The 16,377-nt window shown below is 34.6% G+C and carries 15 protein-coding genes, 1 tRNA gene and 1 pseudogene; 7 read left to right on the top strand and 10 right to left on the bottom strand.

Annotated features, from left to right (window positions below):
• Positions 1-12 precede the first annotated feature (12 nt).
• Positions 13-872 (bottom strand): IS630 family transposase gene (locus tag ABWU55_RS04140; protein ID WP_156518142.1). Its coding sequence is split into 2 segments (ribosomal slippage): positions 13-548 and positions 548-872, totalling 861 coding nucleotides; the frame shifts between segments, so codons are not numbered across the junction.
• Positions 873-997: 125 nt separating this feature from the next.
• On the opposite strand from ABWU55_RS04140, the gene ABWU55_RS04135 reads away from it, so the two are divergent.
• A protein-coding gene (locus ABWU55_RS04135; protein WP_094189578.1) for an IS5-like element ISWpi1 family transposase occupies positions 998-1,830 on the top strand; the annotation gives its coding sequence in 2 pieces (ribosomal slippage) (positions 998-1,367 and positions 1,367-1,830; 834 coding nt in all).
• An 18-nt stretch (positions 1,831-1,848) separates the two neighbouring features.
• Here the strand turns inward: ABWU55_RS04135 and ABWU55_RS04130 are convergent.
• Positions 1,849-3,048, bottom strand: a pseudogene (locus ABWU55_RS04130) (SurA N-terminal domain-containing protein); the annotation flags it as partial.
• A gap of 331 nt (positions 3,049-3,379) precedes the next feature.
• Here ABWU55_RS04130 and ABWU55_RS04125 point away from each other — a divergent pair.
• Positions 3,380-3,982: a cell cycle transcriptional regulator TrcR gene (locus ABWU55_RS04125; RefSeq protein ID WP_010082495.1), complete on the top strand. Its 603-nt coding sequence runs from the start codon at positions 3,380-3,382 to the stop codon at positions 3,980-3,982.
• Between the two features lie 199 nt (positions 3,983-4,181).
• Positions 4,182-5,585: a transcription termination factor Rho gene (gene rho / locus ABWU55_RS04120; RefSeq protein WP_007549497.1), complete on the top strand. Its 1,404-nt coding sequence runs from the start codon at positions 4,182-4,184 to the stop codon at positions 5,583-5,585.
• Positions 5,586-5,751: 166 nt separating this feature from the next.
• On the opposite strand, the gene ABWU55_RS04115 is transcribed toward rho, so the two are convergent.
• Together ABWU55_RS04115 and ABWU55_RS04110 are read right to left on the bottom strand one after the other, a co-directional pair.
• Positions 5,752-6,228 (bottom strand): RDD family protein, encoded by a 477-nt coding sequence (locus ABWU55_RS04115; protein WP_006279800.1) that lies wholly within the window; start codon positions 6,226-6,228, stop codon positions 5,752-5,754.
• 22 nt (positions 6,229-6,250) lie between these two features.
• Positions 6,251-6,787, bottom strand: a complete 537-nt coding sequence (locus ABWU55_RS04110; RefSeq protein WP_006279799.1) for an RDD family protein — start codon at positions 6,785-6,787, stop codon at positions 6,251-6,253.
• Positions 6,788-6,932: 145 nt separating this feature from the next.
• Between ABWU55_RS04110 and icd the strand changes: the two genes are divergently transcribed.
• From icd to nth, 3 genes are all read left to right on the top strand, one after another.
• The gene (gene icd, locus ABWU55_RS04105; protein WP_010082497.1) at positions 6,933-8,351 is read left to right on the top strand and encodes an isocitrate dehydrogenase; all 1,419 of its coding nucleotides are present in this window, start codon (positions 6,933-6,935) and stop codon (positions 8,349-8,351) included.
• Between the two features lie 82 nt (positions 8,352-8,433).
• On the top strand, positions 8,434-9,690 hold the full coding sequence (locus ABWU55_RS04100) for a molecular chaperone DnaJ (protein ID WP_353286159.1): 1,257 nt from the start codon (positions 8,434-8,436) through the stop codon (positions 9,688-9,690).
• A gap of 21 nt (positions 9,691-9,711) precedes the next feature.
• Positions 9,712-10,350 (top strand): endonuclease III, encoded by a 639-nt coding sequence (gene nth / locus ABWU55_RS04095; RefSeq protein WP_209472633.1) that lies wholly within the window; start codon positions 9,712-9,714, stop codon positions 10,348-10,350.
• 117 nt (positions 10,351-10,467) lie between these two features.
• Here the strand turns inward: nth and dapE are convergent, their stop codons facing one another.
• Positions 10,468-11,664 carry a succinyl-diaminopimelate desuccinylase gene (dapE, locus tag ABWU55_RS04090; RefSeq protein ID WP_353286158.1) on the bottom strand — a complete coding sequence of 399 codons (1,197 nt, stop codon included), beginning with the start codon at positions 11,662-11,664 and terminating at the stop codon, positions 10,468-10,470.
• A gap of 42 nt (positions 11,665-11,706) precedes the next feature.
• Between dapE and ABWU55_RS04085 the strand changes: the two genes are divergently transcribed.
• Entirely contained in the window at positions 11,707-12,963 is a 1,257-nt protein-coding gene (locus tag ABWU55_RS04085; protein ID WP_010082501.1) for an iron-containing alcohol dehydrogenase, read from the top strand.
• 170 nt (positions 12,964-13,133) lie between these two features.
• On the opposite strand, the gene ABWU55_RS04080 is transcribed toward ABWU55_RS04085, so the two are convergent.
• From ABWU55_RS04080 to ABWU55_RS04060, 5 genes are all read right to left on the bottom strand, one after another.
• Positions 13,134-13,206, bottom strand: a tRNA-Met gene (locus ABWU55_RS04080).
• Entirely contained in the window at positions 13,206-14,498 is a 1,293-nt protein-coding gene (gene purB / locus ABWU55_RS04075) for an adenylosuccinate lyase (protein ID WP_010962833.1), read from the bottom strand. The genes ABWU55_RS04080 and purB overlap by 1 nt, the downstream gene beginning before the upstream one ends.
• A gap of 236 nt (positions 14,499-14,734) precedes the next feature.
• Complete coding sequence (gene rplI, locus ABWU55_RS04070; protein WP_006279792.1) at positions 14,735-15,289, bottom strand: 50S ribosomal protein L9; 555 nt, start codon at positions 15,287-15,289, stop codon at positions 14,735-14,737.
• A gap of 7 nt (positions 15,290-15,296) precedes the next feature.
• Positions 15,297-15,572 carry a 30S ribosomal protein S18 gene (rpsR, locus tag ABWU55_RS04065; protein ID WP_007548890.1) on the bottom strand — a complete coding sequence of 92 codons (276 nt, stop codon included), beginning with the start codon at positions 15,570-15,572 and terminating at the stop codon, positions 15,297-15,299.
• Positions 15,572-16,345 (bottom strand): 30S ribosomal protein S6, encoded by a 774-nt coding sequence (locus ABWU55_RS04060; protein WP_010082465.1) that lies wholly within the window; start codon positions 16,343-16,345, stop codon positions 15,572-15,574. The genes rpsR and ABWU55_RS04060 overlap by 1 nt, the downstream gene beginning before the upstream one ends.
• Between the last annotated feature and the right edge of the window lie 32 nt (positions 16,346-16,377).

Below are 16,377 nucleotides of genomic sequence, written 5' to 3'. Positions count from 1 at the left end.
AGTCCGAATAGGTCATAGGAAGGCAGAATCAACAGCACGACGAAAGGATTCGAATAGAGGAATGTTTTTCCTGGCTCTGTTTTTTATAGCAAACCAATGATGCTCAATTTTGTTAAAATCTGGAGAATAAGGCGGCAGATACAAAATTTCTGCACCGACTCCTTTAGCGAGCTTGATAAGCTTATCAGACTTATGAAAAGTAGCATTATCAAGAATGACAGTTTGTCCAGGTTCTAAGATCGGTGCCAAAAATTGCTCAAACCATCCATTAAAAATATCCATATTACAGTGGCCTTCAAATGTTAATGGAGCAACTATCTTTCTTCTACTTAAGGCTGCAACCATGCTGATTCGTTGAGTTTTTTTTCCAGATTTTAGGGCATAAAATCGCTGTCCTTTCTGGCAATACCCATATGGATAGTCCTCCGTGTTATCAATCCCAGACTCATCTATATACACTAAGTTTTCTGGTTCTTTTGTTGCTATAATTTTTAAGAATTCAGCACGTTTTTCTTCGTTCCTTTCCTTGTATCCATATGTCTTTTTTTGCGCGTAAATCCAATTTTTCTGAGAGCTCGGTGGATCGTTTGGATACTAACGTTGCCCCAAAGTTTAGCCATTTCCGACAGAGTTTTTCTACCGTGTTTTTTAGCAAATTCGATAAACTTATTCCAGTCGATAATTTTCTGATTGTAACCTCCATTACCGAGTTTTTTTGACTGAAAGTCGCCTGTTTCTTTTTTTCTTTGCTGCCACTCCCACAAAGTAGTTCGTCCAATTTTAAATCTTGCTGCCACTGCTTCTCTGCTTTCCCCTTCGTCTAGTGCTTCCATTGCTTTTTTTCTTAAATCATAACTATATGCTGCCGGCATCCAACCTCCTTATCGCCATCTATCCTTAATCTTATCATATCCGGACTTCTGTGGAAAGAGCTATAAGAGGTTGTCCGGAAACAAGTAAAAGGCTATAATATCTGAAATTTTAGTACGGGGTAAAGATGAGAAAAAAGTATCCAACAGATCTAAGCGAAAGGGAATGGGCAAGAATAGAAAAACACTTCAGAGTATCATACAAGAAAGGAGGAAGGCCGCCAAAGTATAGCAAAAGAGAAATATTAGAAGCAATTTTCTATGTATTGCGTACAGGGTGTCAATGGCGGTATTTACCAAATGATTTTCCGCTATGGAAGACTGTGTATGAGCAGTTCAGGCAATGGAAGAAGCAGGGAATTTTTGAGAAAATGAATTATGAAATTACAAAATATAGTAGAAGAAAAATAGGAAGGAATGAGCAGCCGAGTGCCTGTATAGTAGATAGTCAATCTGTAAAGACTACAGAAAAGGGGGGATCAAAGGCTATGATGGAAGTAAAAAAGTAAAGGGTAGAAAAAGGCATATAATTACAGACACTCAGGGTTTTATACTAGGTTGTTACGTAGGCGCTGCTAACGAAAATGATAGAGATGGTATTAAAATAGCATTAAACAATATGAGAACAAAATATACTAAAGTTAAAAAAATGTGGGCTGACATGGGATACCAAGGAAGAAATTTAAAGAATCACATAAAGGAAGAATATGACATAGATATTGAAATTGTTAAAAGGCCTCCATGTAGATTTTGGGTGCACAAAGATACGCCACCTGAGCTACTACCAACAAGAGAACAAGGGTTTAAAGTACAGCCAAGAAGATGGGTTGTAGAAAGGACTTTTGCTTGGGTTAATAGGAATAGAAGGCTATCGAAGGAGTATGATTTACTCACAACATCCACTGAGAATTTCATATACCTAGCTATGAGTAGGGTTATGTTAAAGAGGGAATATGCTTGAATTTACTAGTTTCCGGACAACCTCTAAATTATATTCACTCAATATTTCTTCAATTTCTGAACCATTGTATATCTTATAGTTCACTTGGTTTATGAAATCATTGACTCTTTCAAAAGACTTTTGGTTAGTTAGAACTGACTTTATGTCTTTTTTTAAATCAACTAAGTCTTCATCAGAGATTTGATGCGCACTTTCCACTTTTACTATGTGCCAACCAAAACTGCTTGCTAAAACTTCACTTACTTCACCTACTTTAAGAGCAAATACCTTCTCTCTCACGTCTTCTGGTAAAAAATCCTTAGTTATATTATTTACTCTAGTTTCCTCAAGTTTTGCTTTGCCAAACTCTTCTACTATCTGTTCAAAGCTTGTTTTACCCTCCTCAAATGCTCTTCTTGCTGTCTCAGCTTCTTCTTTGGTAGAAAATATTGCATTGAATATATCTCTTTGATTTTTAAGTTCTTGTTGTTCTATTATACCATCAACTTCTTCATCTGAGATCTTGATTTGATCTTCAAAATACTTTTGGCCTAGGGAAATATATTGCGCAGTTCGATACTCAGGATAATAAAAATGGGATTTATTTCTTTCGTACAAATCAAGTAAGGCTTGATCATCTGGTTCAGGAATGTTTGTAACTGCATCTTCAGTTATTTTAACAATATCAACTACTCTAGTTTGGTAGCGACTTTTGTATATCTGCTCATCAATTTTCTCGCCAAAAGTTACTGGATAATTATCTTTAAATAATGAAGTCATGAACATCATTGCAGGCAGGACTTTCTCTAGCTTTGCTATATACTCTTTCTCTGTCATATGCAGGTCATTTAGCGTTTCATAGAATTTATTTTTGTCAAATTCACCTTTATCATTTTGAAAGTATTTGGTGTTTTTAATATGGTTTTTTATAGATTCTTCTCCAACTGTCAACCCCAGCTCACTAGTTAGGTTAAACAATAGTTTTTGCTCTATAAGTGCGTTAAGCAAATCATATTTCAGCTTTTTTACTTGTTCTCTACTCGCATCAGATCCAGAAATTTGTTTTCCATAATTTTGATATAGCGACTTATACTCATCTGACGTTATAACTTCTTTTCCAACCCTAGCTACCTCTTCTTTTTCATCATCACCTGATAAAAGGTTGCCAATTCCCATGAAGATTAACAAGCAAGCTAAAAGGACAACGGTTACTTTAGTGAAAAAATTTTTAACATTCATTTTAAACCCAGTTAATTAATGATTAATTATAGAATAGTGATAATTTAATGCTTGTAAACCTGTTGCTTTATTAGCTAATATATATAATATTACAATATATTAACTTAAAATTTAACTCTCTAATCTTAAATAGGAACATATGTTTAACTGAGTTATACTATACCTTAGGAAGGGGAAATATTTTGTTTGAAATATGCTTAAAGGTAAGCGCATTTAATTAACTTAAGAGGTGGGAAGTGACAAACAAAAAGTTATTGAATGACAAAATTAATGCTTTTTTAGTTTTAATAGTTTATATTTTAGCTCTGTATAACAGTAAGGGATACTTTAAATGGGAGATGCTTTTTTGATGTCAATGGAATCTTCTAAGGGCAATAACGATAGAAATAAACAGTTTCTAGTGCAAATAGCTGCTTGGTTAGTAGACAACACTGGTTTAACTTTTAATCAAATAGCACAATGTTGCAGATTGGCCCTTGAAGAAGTACAAGACATAGCTGATGAGGAAATAGAAGTAGAAAAATATAACCCTATTATTTCTGGAATAATTACTGAAAAAGAAATCGATGATTGCAAAAAAAATCCAAATCGTGTACCAAATTTGATTATAAAAAATATAAAAAAAAGGAGTAAAGCGATTGGTAGCATTCTTGGCTTTGCCTCTACGGCAAGACGTAGAGATAAACCTGATGCGATTTATTATTTAGTAAAAAAATTTCCTATCTTGGACAATAACGTTATAGCTAAATTAATTAGTACAACAAATTACACAGTTGAGCAGGTAAGAGATGGATCTCATCATAACATGCAAAATATAAAACCCCAAGATCCTGTACTACTCGGCTTATGTAGTCAAGAAAATTTAGAAGCAGAAGTGGAAAAAGCAAAAGTAGAAGAGGAGAAGCAAGAAAGGTTAAAAAAATATAAAGAATAGCTATTGAAAATCCTCAAATTTTTGTGTTTTGTTAACATTAAATTAACTTGACTTGCTAGTGTTTATTAGTATAATATAAGTAAAGTACGGGGTTTAATGATAATTAAGCTTAATACGCACTGAAACTAACTCAGCCTAATTTATTATCTTATAGTCACATTTTAGGTTAGTAAGCATCAATTAAAATTTTTGGAGGATTATGACAACAATCAATGAAGATGTTTTGGCAAAAGGAAAGGTTACAGCTCAACCTGAAAAAAGTGAGCAAATTTACAATAACGATACAGTAAAACAGATGGTCAATGAAGGTACTGAGAAAAACAGAAAAACATTAGATCTGAGCGAATTAAAAGAGAAAACAGCAGAAGAATTGTTAGAGTTAGCTGAAGAAAGAAAAATTTCAACTAACGGTAAAAGCAATGGTAGAATGCTAAAGCAGGAAATAATATTCAGCTTAATGAAAAAAATGAGTGAAGAAGGAGGCATAACCACAGGGAGTGGAATAGTGGAAATATTGCCTGATGGTTTTGGTTTCTTACGTTCAGCAAGTGCAAATTATGCCCCAAGTACCGATGATGTTTATATTTCTAACGGGCAAATAAAGAAGTTTAATTTACGTACAGGAGATATGGCATATGGAGAAATAAGGCCACCTGGTGATAAAGAGAGATATTTTACTTTAACTAAGGTTCAAAGTATAAACTCTACTGAAGTAAGTGAATTAAGAAAGTACGTCCATTTTGATAATTTGCTTCCTCTTTATCCTGAGGAAAGCATAGTACTTGAGTGTAATAATGGTGATGATAAAAAAGGCTTAAGCATGCGTGCTATAGATATAGTAGCTCCTCTTGGAAAAGGGCAAAGAGCGTTAGTAGTTGCTCCACCTCGCACAGGAAAAACTGTATTGCTTCAGCAAATGGCTAACTCTATAGCTATAAATCACCCTGAAGTAGAATTAATAGTGTTACTTATAGATGAAAGACCTGAAGAAGTAACAGATATGATACGTTCTGTAAAAGGTGAGGTAGTAAGTTCTACATTCGATGAGCCTGCTTACCGTCACGTACAGCTTGCTGAAATAGTAATAGAAAAAGCTAAAAGAATGGTTGAGCATAAAAAAGATGTGGTAATTCTACTTGACAATATTACTAGACTTGCACGTGCTTATAATGCGGTTATTCCTTCGTCTGGGAAAGTTCTAACTGGTGGTGTAGATTCAAACGCACTGCAGAGACCAAAACGCTTTTTTGGAGCAGCTCGTAATATTGAGAATGGGGGTTCTTTAACTATAATCGCCACAGCTCTTATAGAGACTGGTTCAAAAATGGATGAAGTTATTTTTGAAGAGTTTAAAGGTACAGGAAATGCTGAGATCATACTTGATAGAAAACTTTCTGATAAACGTATATTTCCAGCTATTGATATTACAAAATCCGGAACAAGGAAGGAAGAGCTATTAGTTGATAAGGCTATACTAAATAAAATATGGGTGGTGCGTAGGATACTCAATCCTATGGGACCCGTTGAAGCAATGGAATTTTTACGTGACAAACTACTTTTAACAAAGAGCAATGCTGACTTTTTTAACTCCATGAATCACTAAAAGTAAGCCAGTTATGATGGATATGCTGAGCAAAAAGTAAAACGCTCTTATAGCTAAAATAATTTGGATTTACCAAAATATATTTATAGTTAAGTTGGCAATTTACCTTAAGTTAGCGCGTGACACTGGAATGACACCCTTGGTGGCAGACAGCTAAAGGAAAATATCAACTAGGTTTATAATCTATCACTACCGTGTTTGCAATTTTGTCGTGAAAAGCTTGTTTATGTTCATCACCTACTGCACATACTAAAACTAAGATTAGTATAGCTAAGAATAAAATGGGATTACAAAGTGATATGCAATAAATTATAAAAAGAGCTATAGTCCTTTTCATTGCTTGCATTGTAGTGATTGACTCAAATGTATCTTTGTCTTTTACACGCATGCTAAATAACAAGTGTCCTGGAGTGCCGCCAAATTTTACTAGCATGAATATATGAAATATACATGGTATCATTAAAAATAAAGAAAATACAATCGTGGTGATTACAATTATTGCACCCATGATCCCTTGTATTGCGTGTGTAAGTGAGAAACCCACCGCCATTAAACCAAATGGTATTGCGATAAATAAAATACAATCAACTATAAATGCTAGAGTACGTCTTGTCATCGTTGAGTAGTTTACTTTTTTATCCATGTACTACCTATAAAGAAAAATATCAACTAGATTTATAGTCTATCACTACTGTTTTTGCAATTTTATCGTAAAAAGTCTGTTTGCGTTGATCAAATACTGCAAACAAAAATAAAATTAGCACAATTAAAAGATATAGAAAAGTATAACCATGATAATGCAGATGAAGCAAAAAGCGAAAAATAATCCAGATGCTTCCCTTAGAAATACATCTTATTGTTGCTTGCATAAGGGTAACATTTGTAAATGTATTAGCATCTTTAATATGCATACCACACAATAGTTTTCCTGGGGTACCACCAAGTTTTGTTACCATTAATATTTTGGATATTGTTAGTACTAATGTTGCGACCACTGTAGAAACTATAAATGGTATTTCTGTTGCTAGTTGTGCAAGTTCCTGAAAAGAGTCTTTATCTTGATCTTGTAATGATACGATGAATACACCATAGATAAAACCGAAGATAAAATGAGGGGAAAATATGATGAGGTCAAGTATTTCTGCTACAATACGCCTTGTAAATCCTACATAATTTACTTTAACATTTATTTCAGTATTCATAACCCCACCTATATTTCATAATATCATCATATGATATAAAAATACGTTATTAAATAACCGTAAATATACTAACTTGGGTAATATTAGCTACTTGTGCCACTCTATTATTTAAATTAATATTAAATCATTTATAACTAGGGAAGTTATGTCAACACTAATCACAGTTGCATATGGCGACGGTATCGGACCAGAAATCATGGAAGCGGTGCTGTCGATATTGCGCGAAGCAGAAGCGGAAATCTCAATAGATATTATTGAAATAGGGGAGCGTGTTTACAGTAAAGAATGGTCTCACGGAATTTCTCCAAGTGGTTGGGAATCAATTGAAAGGACAAAAATATTATTAAAATCTCCGACAACAACTCCTCAAGGTAAAGGGCACAAAAGCTTAAACGTTGCACTCAGAAAAAATCTAGGGTTGTATGCAAATATCAGACCATGCATTTCATATCATCCTGTTATAGAAAATAAATTCGATAAGTTTGATATCGTAGTGATACGTGAAAATGAAGAGGACGTTTACACCGGAATAGAGCATAGGCTCACTGGTGACTCTTACCAATGCACTAAAATTATTACTAGATCTGGCTCAGAGAAGATATGCAGGTACGCTTTTGAATATGCAAAAAAACACAACAGAAAAAAAGTAACTTGCCTGACTAAAGATAACATCATGAAAATGACTGACGGAACTTTCCATGCCGCGTTTGATCGCATTGCAAAGGAATACCCAGATATAAAGGCAGAACATTATATAGTTGATATTGGAATGGCGCGTGTTGCAACAGAACCGGAGAATTTTGATGTTATAGTAACCGAGAACTTATATGGCGACATATTATCAGATATAGTCGCACAAACCTCTGGATCTGTGGGGCTTGCCGGAAGTAGCAACATCGGGAATGAATACGCAATGTTTGAAGCAGTGCACGGTTCTGCCCCTGATATTGCAGGAAAAAACATAGCCAATCCTTCTGGTCTTTTAAATGCTGCAGTGCATATGCTAATTTACATAGGTCAAGTGGGTACTGCAAAACTAATCTACGATGCATGGCTCAAGACTTTGGAGGATGGAATACACACTGCCGATTTATATAAGGAGAAAAGAAGTAAACAGAAAGTTGGTACAAAAGAATTTGCAGAAGCTGTTATAGACAATCTAGGAAAAAAACCGAAAACATTATCTGAGCTTATAATTGGCAGTGATCCAAATAGTAAAGTGGATAAAATACAGGATAATTATGAACAGGATTATAAGATTAAAAAACTAGTGGGTAGCGATATAACGCTTGCCTGGAGTAAGCCGGCTGACTTTGACCAAATAGTGAAGTTGTTTGAAACAAGTAATCCGCAGATTATAGCAATATATTCAAAAGGCCTTGCGATTTGGCCAGGAAGTTCAAAGTCTTCAAGTGACCAAATAACCTGCAGGTTCATTGCAAATAATGAAATTACAAATAGTGATGTGAATAACTTGCTAATCAAATTTGAGGAACATAATTTTGATGTGGTGAGAATGGATAAGTTGTATTTGTATGATGGGAAAGAGGGTTTCTTCTCTTAGTGGTTGCTTGATATTTTTATGCTTGTGTGAAACATTAAATATATTATACTAATAGTATCGTGTATTTATGTGAGGTGTAGTAATGAGTCAACATTTTAAGTTAACTGGTCAGGAGTTTTATGATAATAATGATCTGTTTAACGTACTAGAGATAAAAGCTGAACAAATTGTAGGTAAGGATTATCAAGCTCTTAGCAAGTTTCTGAAAAAACAATATAATAAATTGATACTTGTAAACCATCCTGACAAAGGTGGAGACAAAAATAGATTTGATCAGATTTATAAAGCTTATCAAGAGCTAAAAAAGTACATTGAACCTTTAGAGTCAGGAAATCCTTGTGTTAAAGTCAGTGTTGGTGCTGAAAGTAATGGACGTTTAACAGCACGTGAATTTCATTATAGAAAGAAGCTGTTCGATACACTAGGGATTGGTGAAGAAGCTATAGGTAAAGATTTTGATGAATTGACTTCTATATTAAAAAAGAATGATAGTGCGTTTGAAGAGGATGTGGAATACTGTTTTTCAGGAGATATTTATGGCAGTTTTTTTAGGCCGTCAGACCCTGGCGAGCTTAATAAACGCTTATCAAAACCTAGTATACGGCTATTTCTTTATATTTCTCCTCTAAAGGAAAAAAAGAACCTAGTAGATGAGGATAAAAAAGAATTAGCGTTAAGATTTATAGAACGTAAAAATGCCTTACTATTTATTCGGACTCTTAGTATTCTACCCTTAGGCCTGTTAACTACAGTTACTATAGGTTGCTATTTTTCATGGGGGATCATAGCATTTAACATCGCTATTAGTAGAGCCTTTGGTTTATTAGTGAATTATTATATGGAAAAGTATAAAAATTCAGAAATTTCCACTGATGAATTCATAAGTAAAATGAACTATATCGCGCTAGGCAGTAAGCTTCTTATCAACTATCCTTTAGCTGCTTTTTCTGTTTATCTACTTACAACAAATTTCATTGCTAATAGATTAACTGTTGGTGGAACCATACTTGGTTCACTATTGTTATTGGCAGTATTAATTAAAATGTTAGCTCCTGTTTTCTCAAAAGGCTGTGAAATATATGCTGAAAAGCACACAAAAGATTTACTAGAAGAGGATCCAAGAGATAGGGTACAAAAGGAAACTGACCTGTTAGGATGGTATGATCCACGAAAACTGTTAATGCCAATTGTTATGCCTCTTATTAAAAAGTGTTTTGCGGAAGTGGCAAGCGAATTTGCTGAGAGGAATTTTGATGAGGTAAAAACTGATATGTCTGATGTTAATGCTGAAGGACTATCTAAGCCTAAAGGAATTGAATTTGCACAGCAACCAGTGTAGTATAAGCTTTTAGCTCTATGCATGGACTCAAAAAAAGTAGAACTGATATTTGAAAAATTCAAGCAATCAAATCCTGCACCAAAAATAGAGCTGAATTATACCAATGATTTTACGTTATTAGTTGCGATAGTTCTATCAGCGCGAACAACTGATATAAGCGTTAATAAAATTACAAAGGAGCTATTTAGTATCACTGATACGCCAGAAAAAATGCTGAGTTTTGGGCAGAGTGAGCTAAGAAAATGCATAAGCAGTATTGGTTTATATAATTCCAAAGCAAAAAACATAATCGGGCTCAGCAAAATATTGATTGAGAGGTACAATAGCAAAGTGCCTACTGATTTCGATGATTTGGTGTCTTTGCCGGGAGTGGGAAGAAAGAGCGCTAATGTGTTCTTAAATTCGGGGCTTGGCATTCCAACATTGGCAGTTGATACTCACGTTTTTAGAGTGAGCAATAGAATCGGGCTTGTGAAAGAAAAAGATGTGTTTAAAACAGAACAATCTCTTTTAAATGTGGTTCCCAAAAAATACCTGCTTTATGCTCATCATTGGCTAGTTTTGCATGGTAGATATGTTTGCAAAGCACAGAAACCTTCGTGTGAAACGTGCATAATTCATGATTTATGTGAATTTGAGTGCAAAAGGTATAAAGTCTAGTATTTCTTTTTTTGTCATCCAAGTAGCTATAGAAACGAAAAAACTTACTTGACACATTTTGCTGGAATGATACAAGTTATTATTCAAACAACAGTTATGCAAGAGATCTGATTACATCTAAGCTAACAATGGACCACTAGATATATTACTAACTACGTTGACCTGATTCAATATTTTATTAGTGGGATTGAAATAATTTTCTATAAATTCCTTATATATAGCTGTTAACTTGTGTATATCGTTTACTGATACGCATTCGTTTATCTGATGTGCAGTTTTGTTGATTATACCAAATTCAATCACTGGACAAACATCTTTGATAAACGCAGCGTCAGATGTGCCACCACTTGTGCTAAGTATAGCATCAATGTTGGTAACCTTACTTATTGCATCAAGCATAATATCAGTATTTCTATCGGGAGTAGAGAGGAAAACGTCCCTGCTGCTATGCATAGAAAGTTTATAATCGTTAGTTACACTGGAGCATATTTCATCAATCAGCTTATATAAGCCACCCGGTGTTTGTTCATTGTTATATCGAATGTTAAAACGTGTAGTTGCTGAGCCAGGTATTAGATTGCTAGCATTATTTCCAACATCGATAGTAGTAACTTCGCAATGTGAAGGCTGAAAATATTTATTACCATGATCAAAAGTAGTATTTTTTACCTTACTCAATATCGATATTACCTTATATATTGGATTGTCTGCTAGGTCTGGGTAGGCAACGTGCCCTTGTTTTCCATGGCAAATTAATTCAAATGTTACAGAACCTCTTCTGCCTATTTTTATGGTATCACCTAATTTCTCACTACTGGTTGGTTCGCCAACCACACAAAAATCTATCTTTTTCTGCTTATTTTTCATCCATTCCAAAACTGCCTTTGTTCCATATTCTTCCATGCTTTCTTCAGCACTGGTAATCAATGCACTTATTGAACCATTGAACTGAAACTTCTCTGCAATCAAATTTACCATAGCAGCAATAAATGCAGCTACTCCGCTTTTCATATCAGCGGCCCCTCTTCCATATAGCATTCCATCCCTCACTTCTGGTTTAAATGGACCAAATGCCCAATCTTTTAACTGACCCGGTGGTACAACATCAACGTGCCCAGCAAAGCACAAATTTGGTACTCCATTTATATATTTCGCATAAAGATTTTTAACTTTATCACCAAATTCTAAAATCTCACAATCAAAGCCGCTCTTCTTGAAGATTGTTGCTATATACTCTATTGCCCCGCTGTCTTCTGGTGTTATACTCTCAAAAGAGATCAATTTCCTAGTTAGCTCTACAGGGTCAATTTTCATGTCAATCTTAAAATACTTATACTGCTATATTGTAAACACTCTATGCACTATTTAAAACAAATATTACATCAAACCGAACAAACTTTTCTAAGGGAAGTAATAACAGATTACCACCTTGCTGATGATATCTATGAAATATGCACACAACACGGAAATGACATCTTTCTAGTTGCAGATGAAAATACAGCAAAACTTTTAAACAAAAACGTATTTAATAAAATTTCTCATTTAATTATTCCAACCCCACCTGCCATTCCAGTGTCACGCGCTGGGATGACATCAAGTAGAGAAATGACACCAAGCAGAGCTGCCTCTCTTGAAACCGTAAATCTAGTGAGAAACAAAGTAAAAGACAGTGACTTAATAGTTGCATTTGGTAGCGGCACCGTTAACGATATCTGCAAATATGCAAGCTACCTCGAGAAAAAAGATTATATATCCTTTCCAACAGCCGCTTCTATGAATGGATATACATCCGCAAATGCTTCAATATTAGTAAATGGATATAAAAAATCGTTCAAAGCACATCTTCCAAGAGCAATATATATAGATATAGACATACTTGCCAATGCGCCACTGCGCCTCACATTAAGCGGATTTGCAGATTTCATTTGTCGTTCAACAGTTCAGGCTGACTGGCTACTATCTCATTTGTTGCTTAGCACAGAATACAATGAATTACCTTTTACACTTGTTCACGATTTGGAGCAAATTTTGCTAAGAGAATATACGGCGCTTACTAAAAGAAGTGGAAAAGAGGTCCTATTACTTATGGAAGTTCTACTAATTTCAGGACTTGGAATGGTGATGTCAAAAGGCAGCTATTCTGCAAGCCAAGGAGAGCATATGATAGCTCACGCAATGGAAATGGTAACAAAAGATTATTCCTCACTACATGGTGAAAAAATTGCTGTCACAACGATTACTATGGCTAATTTACAGGAAAAGATATTATCAATACAAAACCCGATTATCAAACCGACCACTTTAGATGTAAAACATATAACTCAGTACTTTGATAATATCGAATTTGTAAGAACTTTTGAACAGAAGCAAATTATGCAGCAAAAAATCCAAGAGATTATTTGTAAAGAATGGCATAATATTTCCAGTTTAATTAAGCAAAATTTACTACCTGCAAAACACCTGCAAAAAATATTTGAAGATCTATCAATTCCACACTTACCAGAGCACCTCAGTTGGAATAAAGAACAATATTGTAAAGTGGTCGATCTTGCGTTTACAACAAGAGATAGATTCACCTTTCTTGACTTAGCTAACTGCATAGAAGAAAGTTAAGTTTTGTAGTGAAATTCTGTCATTTAAAGAGATCATAGGCCAAAAGCTAAACCCTTTTCACAATCTCTTATCCATTGTCTCCTCACCTGAGTGGATATACAACTCATTCCAAGTAACTGACACTGGGTTTCACCAATAGCACTGCTTTGCTAAACATAGTTTAGTTCGAGTGGCTGAGGAGGGACTTGAACCCCCGACCAAGAGATTATGATCCTCCTGCTCTACCAACTGAGCTACTCAGCCTAATTAAAAACCTTATTATACACACGATCTATATGTTTCGTATAATACTTCAAATCAAACAAAGATTCAAGTTTTTCCGAGTTAATAACCTTAAGTAAGGGTTTATCTTGTTTCAATTCGGCCAGAAAATCACTGTTGTTTTGTTTCACTTTCATTGCATTGCTCTGAACAATTTTATACGCCTCTTCCCTCGCCAAACCACTATTTACTAACTCAAGCAATACACGCTGTGAGAAAACTAAACCTTTTGAAGAATTTAAGTTCTTTTCAATGTTTTCCTTATTGATCACCAATTTATCTATCAAATCTGTTAATCGCACTAAAGCAAAATCCATTGTTATACAAGCATCAGGAGCAATGCATCTTTCCACAGACGAGTGTGATATATCACGTTCGTGCCACAATGCAACATTTTCTAACGCAGGAAAAACATAACTGCGTATTAAACGTGAGAGTCCAGTCAGATTTTCACTTAAAATAGGATTACATTTGTGTGGCATAGCAGAGCTTCCCTTCTGCCCAGTGGAAAAATGCTCAGAAATTTCGCCGATTTCAGTTCTTTGCAAATGACGAATTTCAACAGCAACATTTTCTATTGAACTTGCAATTACTCCCAAAACTGAAAAGAACATGGCATGTCTATCACGAGGAATGATTTGAGATGATATGGTTTCAGGTATGAGTCCCATTTCTTTCGCTACATATTCTTCAACAAACGGATCAACATTTGCAAAATTGCCTACTGCACCTGATATTTTACAAATTGAGATCTCTTTTTGCGCGCTAATTAATCTCTGATAATTGCGTTTAAATTCAGCATAAAATCTGGCAAATTTTATTCCAAGAGTTGTTGGTTCTGCATGCATTCCGTGACTGCGTCCAACACAAACAATATCTTTATAGTCCTCAGCTTTTTTTTTCAATGCTGCAAGTAAATTTTTTAGATTCTCGAGCAAAATATCACAGGACTCTTTCAGTTGCACCGCAAGGCATGTATCCAAAACATCAGAACTTGTCATTCCATAATGAAGATAACGAACATCAACTCCCGCTTTTTTAGCAATATATGTCAGAAAAGCTATAACATCATGTTTTACAATGGATTCAATTTCGTTGATACATTCAACATCAAATTCAATAGCACCAGAGAGGTTCTCAGCAATATTATTCGGAATCACTCCTAACTTTGCTTGAGCTTCACACGCTAATTTTTCTATTTTAAGCCATATATTAAATTTATTATTTTCCTCCCAAATGGAAGACATTTCTTTTCTGCTATAGCGGGGAATCATTTTTGATTTATTCCAATAATGGTGTCATTCCAGTGCGTGACACTGGAATCCAGATATAAAAGTATTTGCAAATTATTCAATGGACAACGGATTCTAGAAGCATAAAATAATGTCCATGATGAAATAAACTGGATCCCAGTGTCACGCACTGGGATGACATGAGGGAAGCACTGGGATGACACCAGCTTAGCCATGGCAGACATTTCTTTACGACTATAACAAGGGATCATCTTTGATCAGCTATCATCACCATCAGTAGCTTCTTTATTCGCATCTTGCTCTGCCTCTTGTTGCTCAGACTTCTGATTTTGCAATTTTACTTGCCTTAGCTCATTTGCATCTGTTTCGGATTTCACGACGTATATAGTAATTGGTACTACTACTTCACTATGTAATTCTACGTTTACTTGGTATTCACCCAAGTTTTTGATGCTTACTCCACCAAAAGATAAACTACGGTGATCTATCACATGTCCTTCTTGTAGTAAAATTTTCGCAATTTCACGTGTTGTTACAGAACCAAAAATTTTACCATCCTCTGAAGCTTGCTTTATTAATACCACAAACTTATCATGCAGTGACAAAGCAAGCTCTTTTGCTACATTTAATCTTTTTATATTCTCTTCTTCCAGTAATAAACGTTGCTCCTCTAGCTTTGTTAAATTTTCCTTGGTAGCTTTCACCGCTTTTCTTTGTGGAAAAAGAAAATTACGTGCATAACCTGGTTTAACTTTGACAACTTCACCAAGCTTACCTAAAGTCCTTATATTTTCCTTTAAAATTATCAACATAAATTACCTAAACTTTTTTAGTACAGTAAGGAATAAGAGCTAAAAAACGTGCCCTTATGATCGCTAAGCGTAACTTCCTTTGTTTTTTTGCACATACGCCTGTTAATCTTCTAGGTAATATCCTACCATAGTCAGAGGTAAACTTGGATAATAAATCTATATTCTTATAATCTATGTCTTCATCTTTAGACGCAGCAAGAGGGCAAACTTTAGAACGCCTAAAGCCAGTCCTATTATTTACAGATACGTAAGAATTATTAAAACTATTTCGTCTTTTCATCATTATGCGCTTTGCTCCTCAATTTGTTTATTCATCATATGAGATTTACCTTCAAAAATTTTATCAACCTGCACAGGAAAGTGGCGAATAACGTTCTCATTAAGTTTCATTCTACGCATAAATTCATCCAGAATGCTTGCAGTAGAACTTATGCACATTATACAATAATGACCGCTCTTCATTTTATTTTTGTGATATGCAAAATCCAAAAGACCCCAATGTTCATACTTGATTAATCCTGATGCTTCAATGTTTTTCAAAAGCATTTCCAACGCTTTGCTCGATTGAGTTGGACCGTTTATTCTAAAATCTTTCAAAATATCTTGAAAAATCTTTATTAGATGTTCTGAAATATTTCTCTTCAAAGCATTTACTGCGTTATGGATAAACGCACTTTTAGTACTGCCTCCTAGAAATTTTGTAAAATCTTGCGTTATTCCTAAATCTTTTAGGTCATCTTTCAACTCTTTATCGATTTTTGACTTCACTTCTTTCAAATTTGAAAGATCTTCTTCTAATTCAACCCATAAAATTTTTGTAAGATCTTCCAAGAAATCAGAGTAAGCAACTAGACTTTCTTTAATGTCCTCAGCACGCACTTCTAACTCTTGTTTTGTAAGCTTGTCATTTCCTTTTTTCAGAATATCCCTGATTTGCTGGAACATAATATCTGCTTTAATATTTTTCAATGAAACAGCTAGCTCTTGGACCATCTCCTCTACTTCTTGCTGTAACAATCCTTGTTGTGCTATAAAAGTAAATTCATAAAGATTCACTATATCTTCCTTTAATACCGATTAAATATTTC

Origin of the sequence: Wolbachia endosymbiont (group A) of Crataerina pallida (assembly GCF_964028475.1) — a bacterium.
GTDB classification, from domain to species: Bacteria; Pseudomonadota; Alphaproteobacteria; order Rickettsiales; family Anaplasmataceae; genus Wolbachia; species Wolbachia pipientis.
The sequence above is the reverse complement of the archived record's forward strand: the minus strand, read 5'-3'. Positions and strand labels throughout refer to the sequence as shown.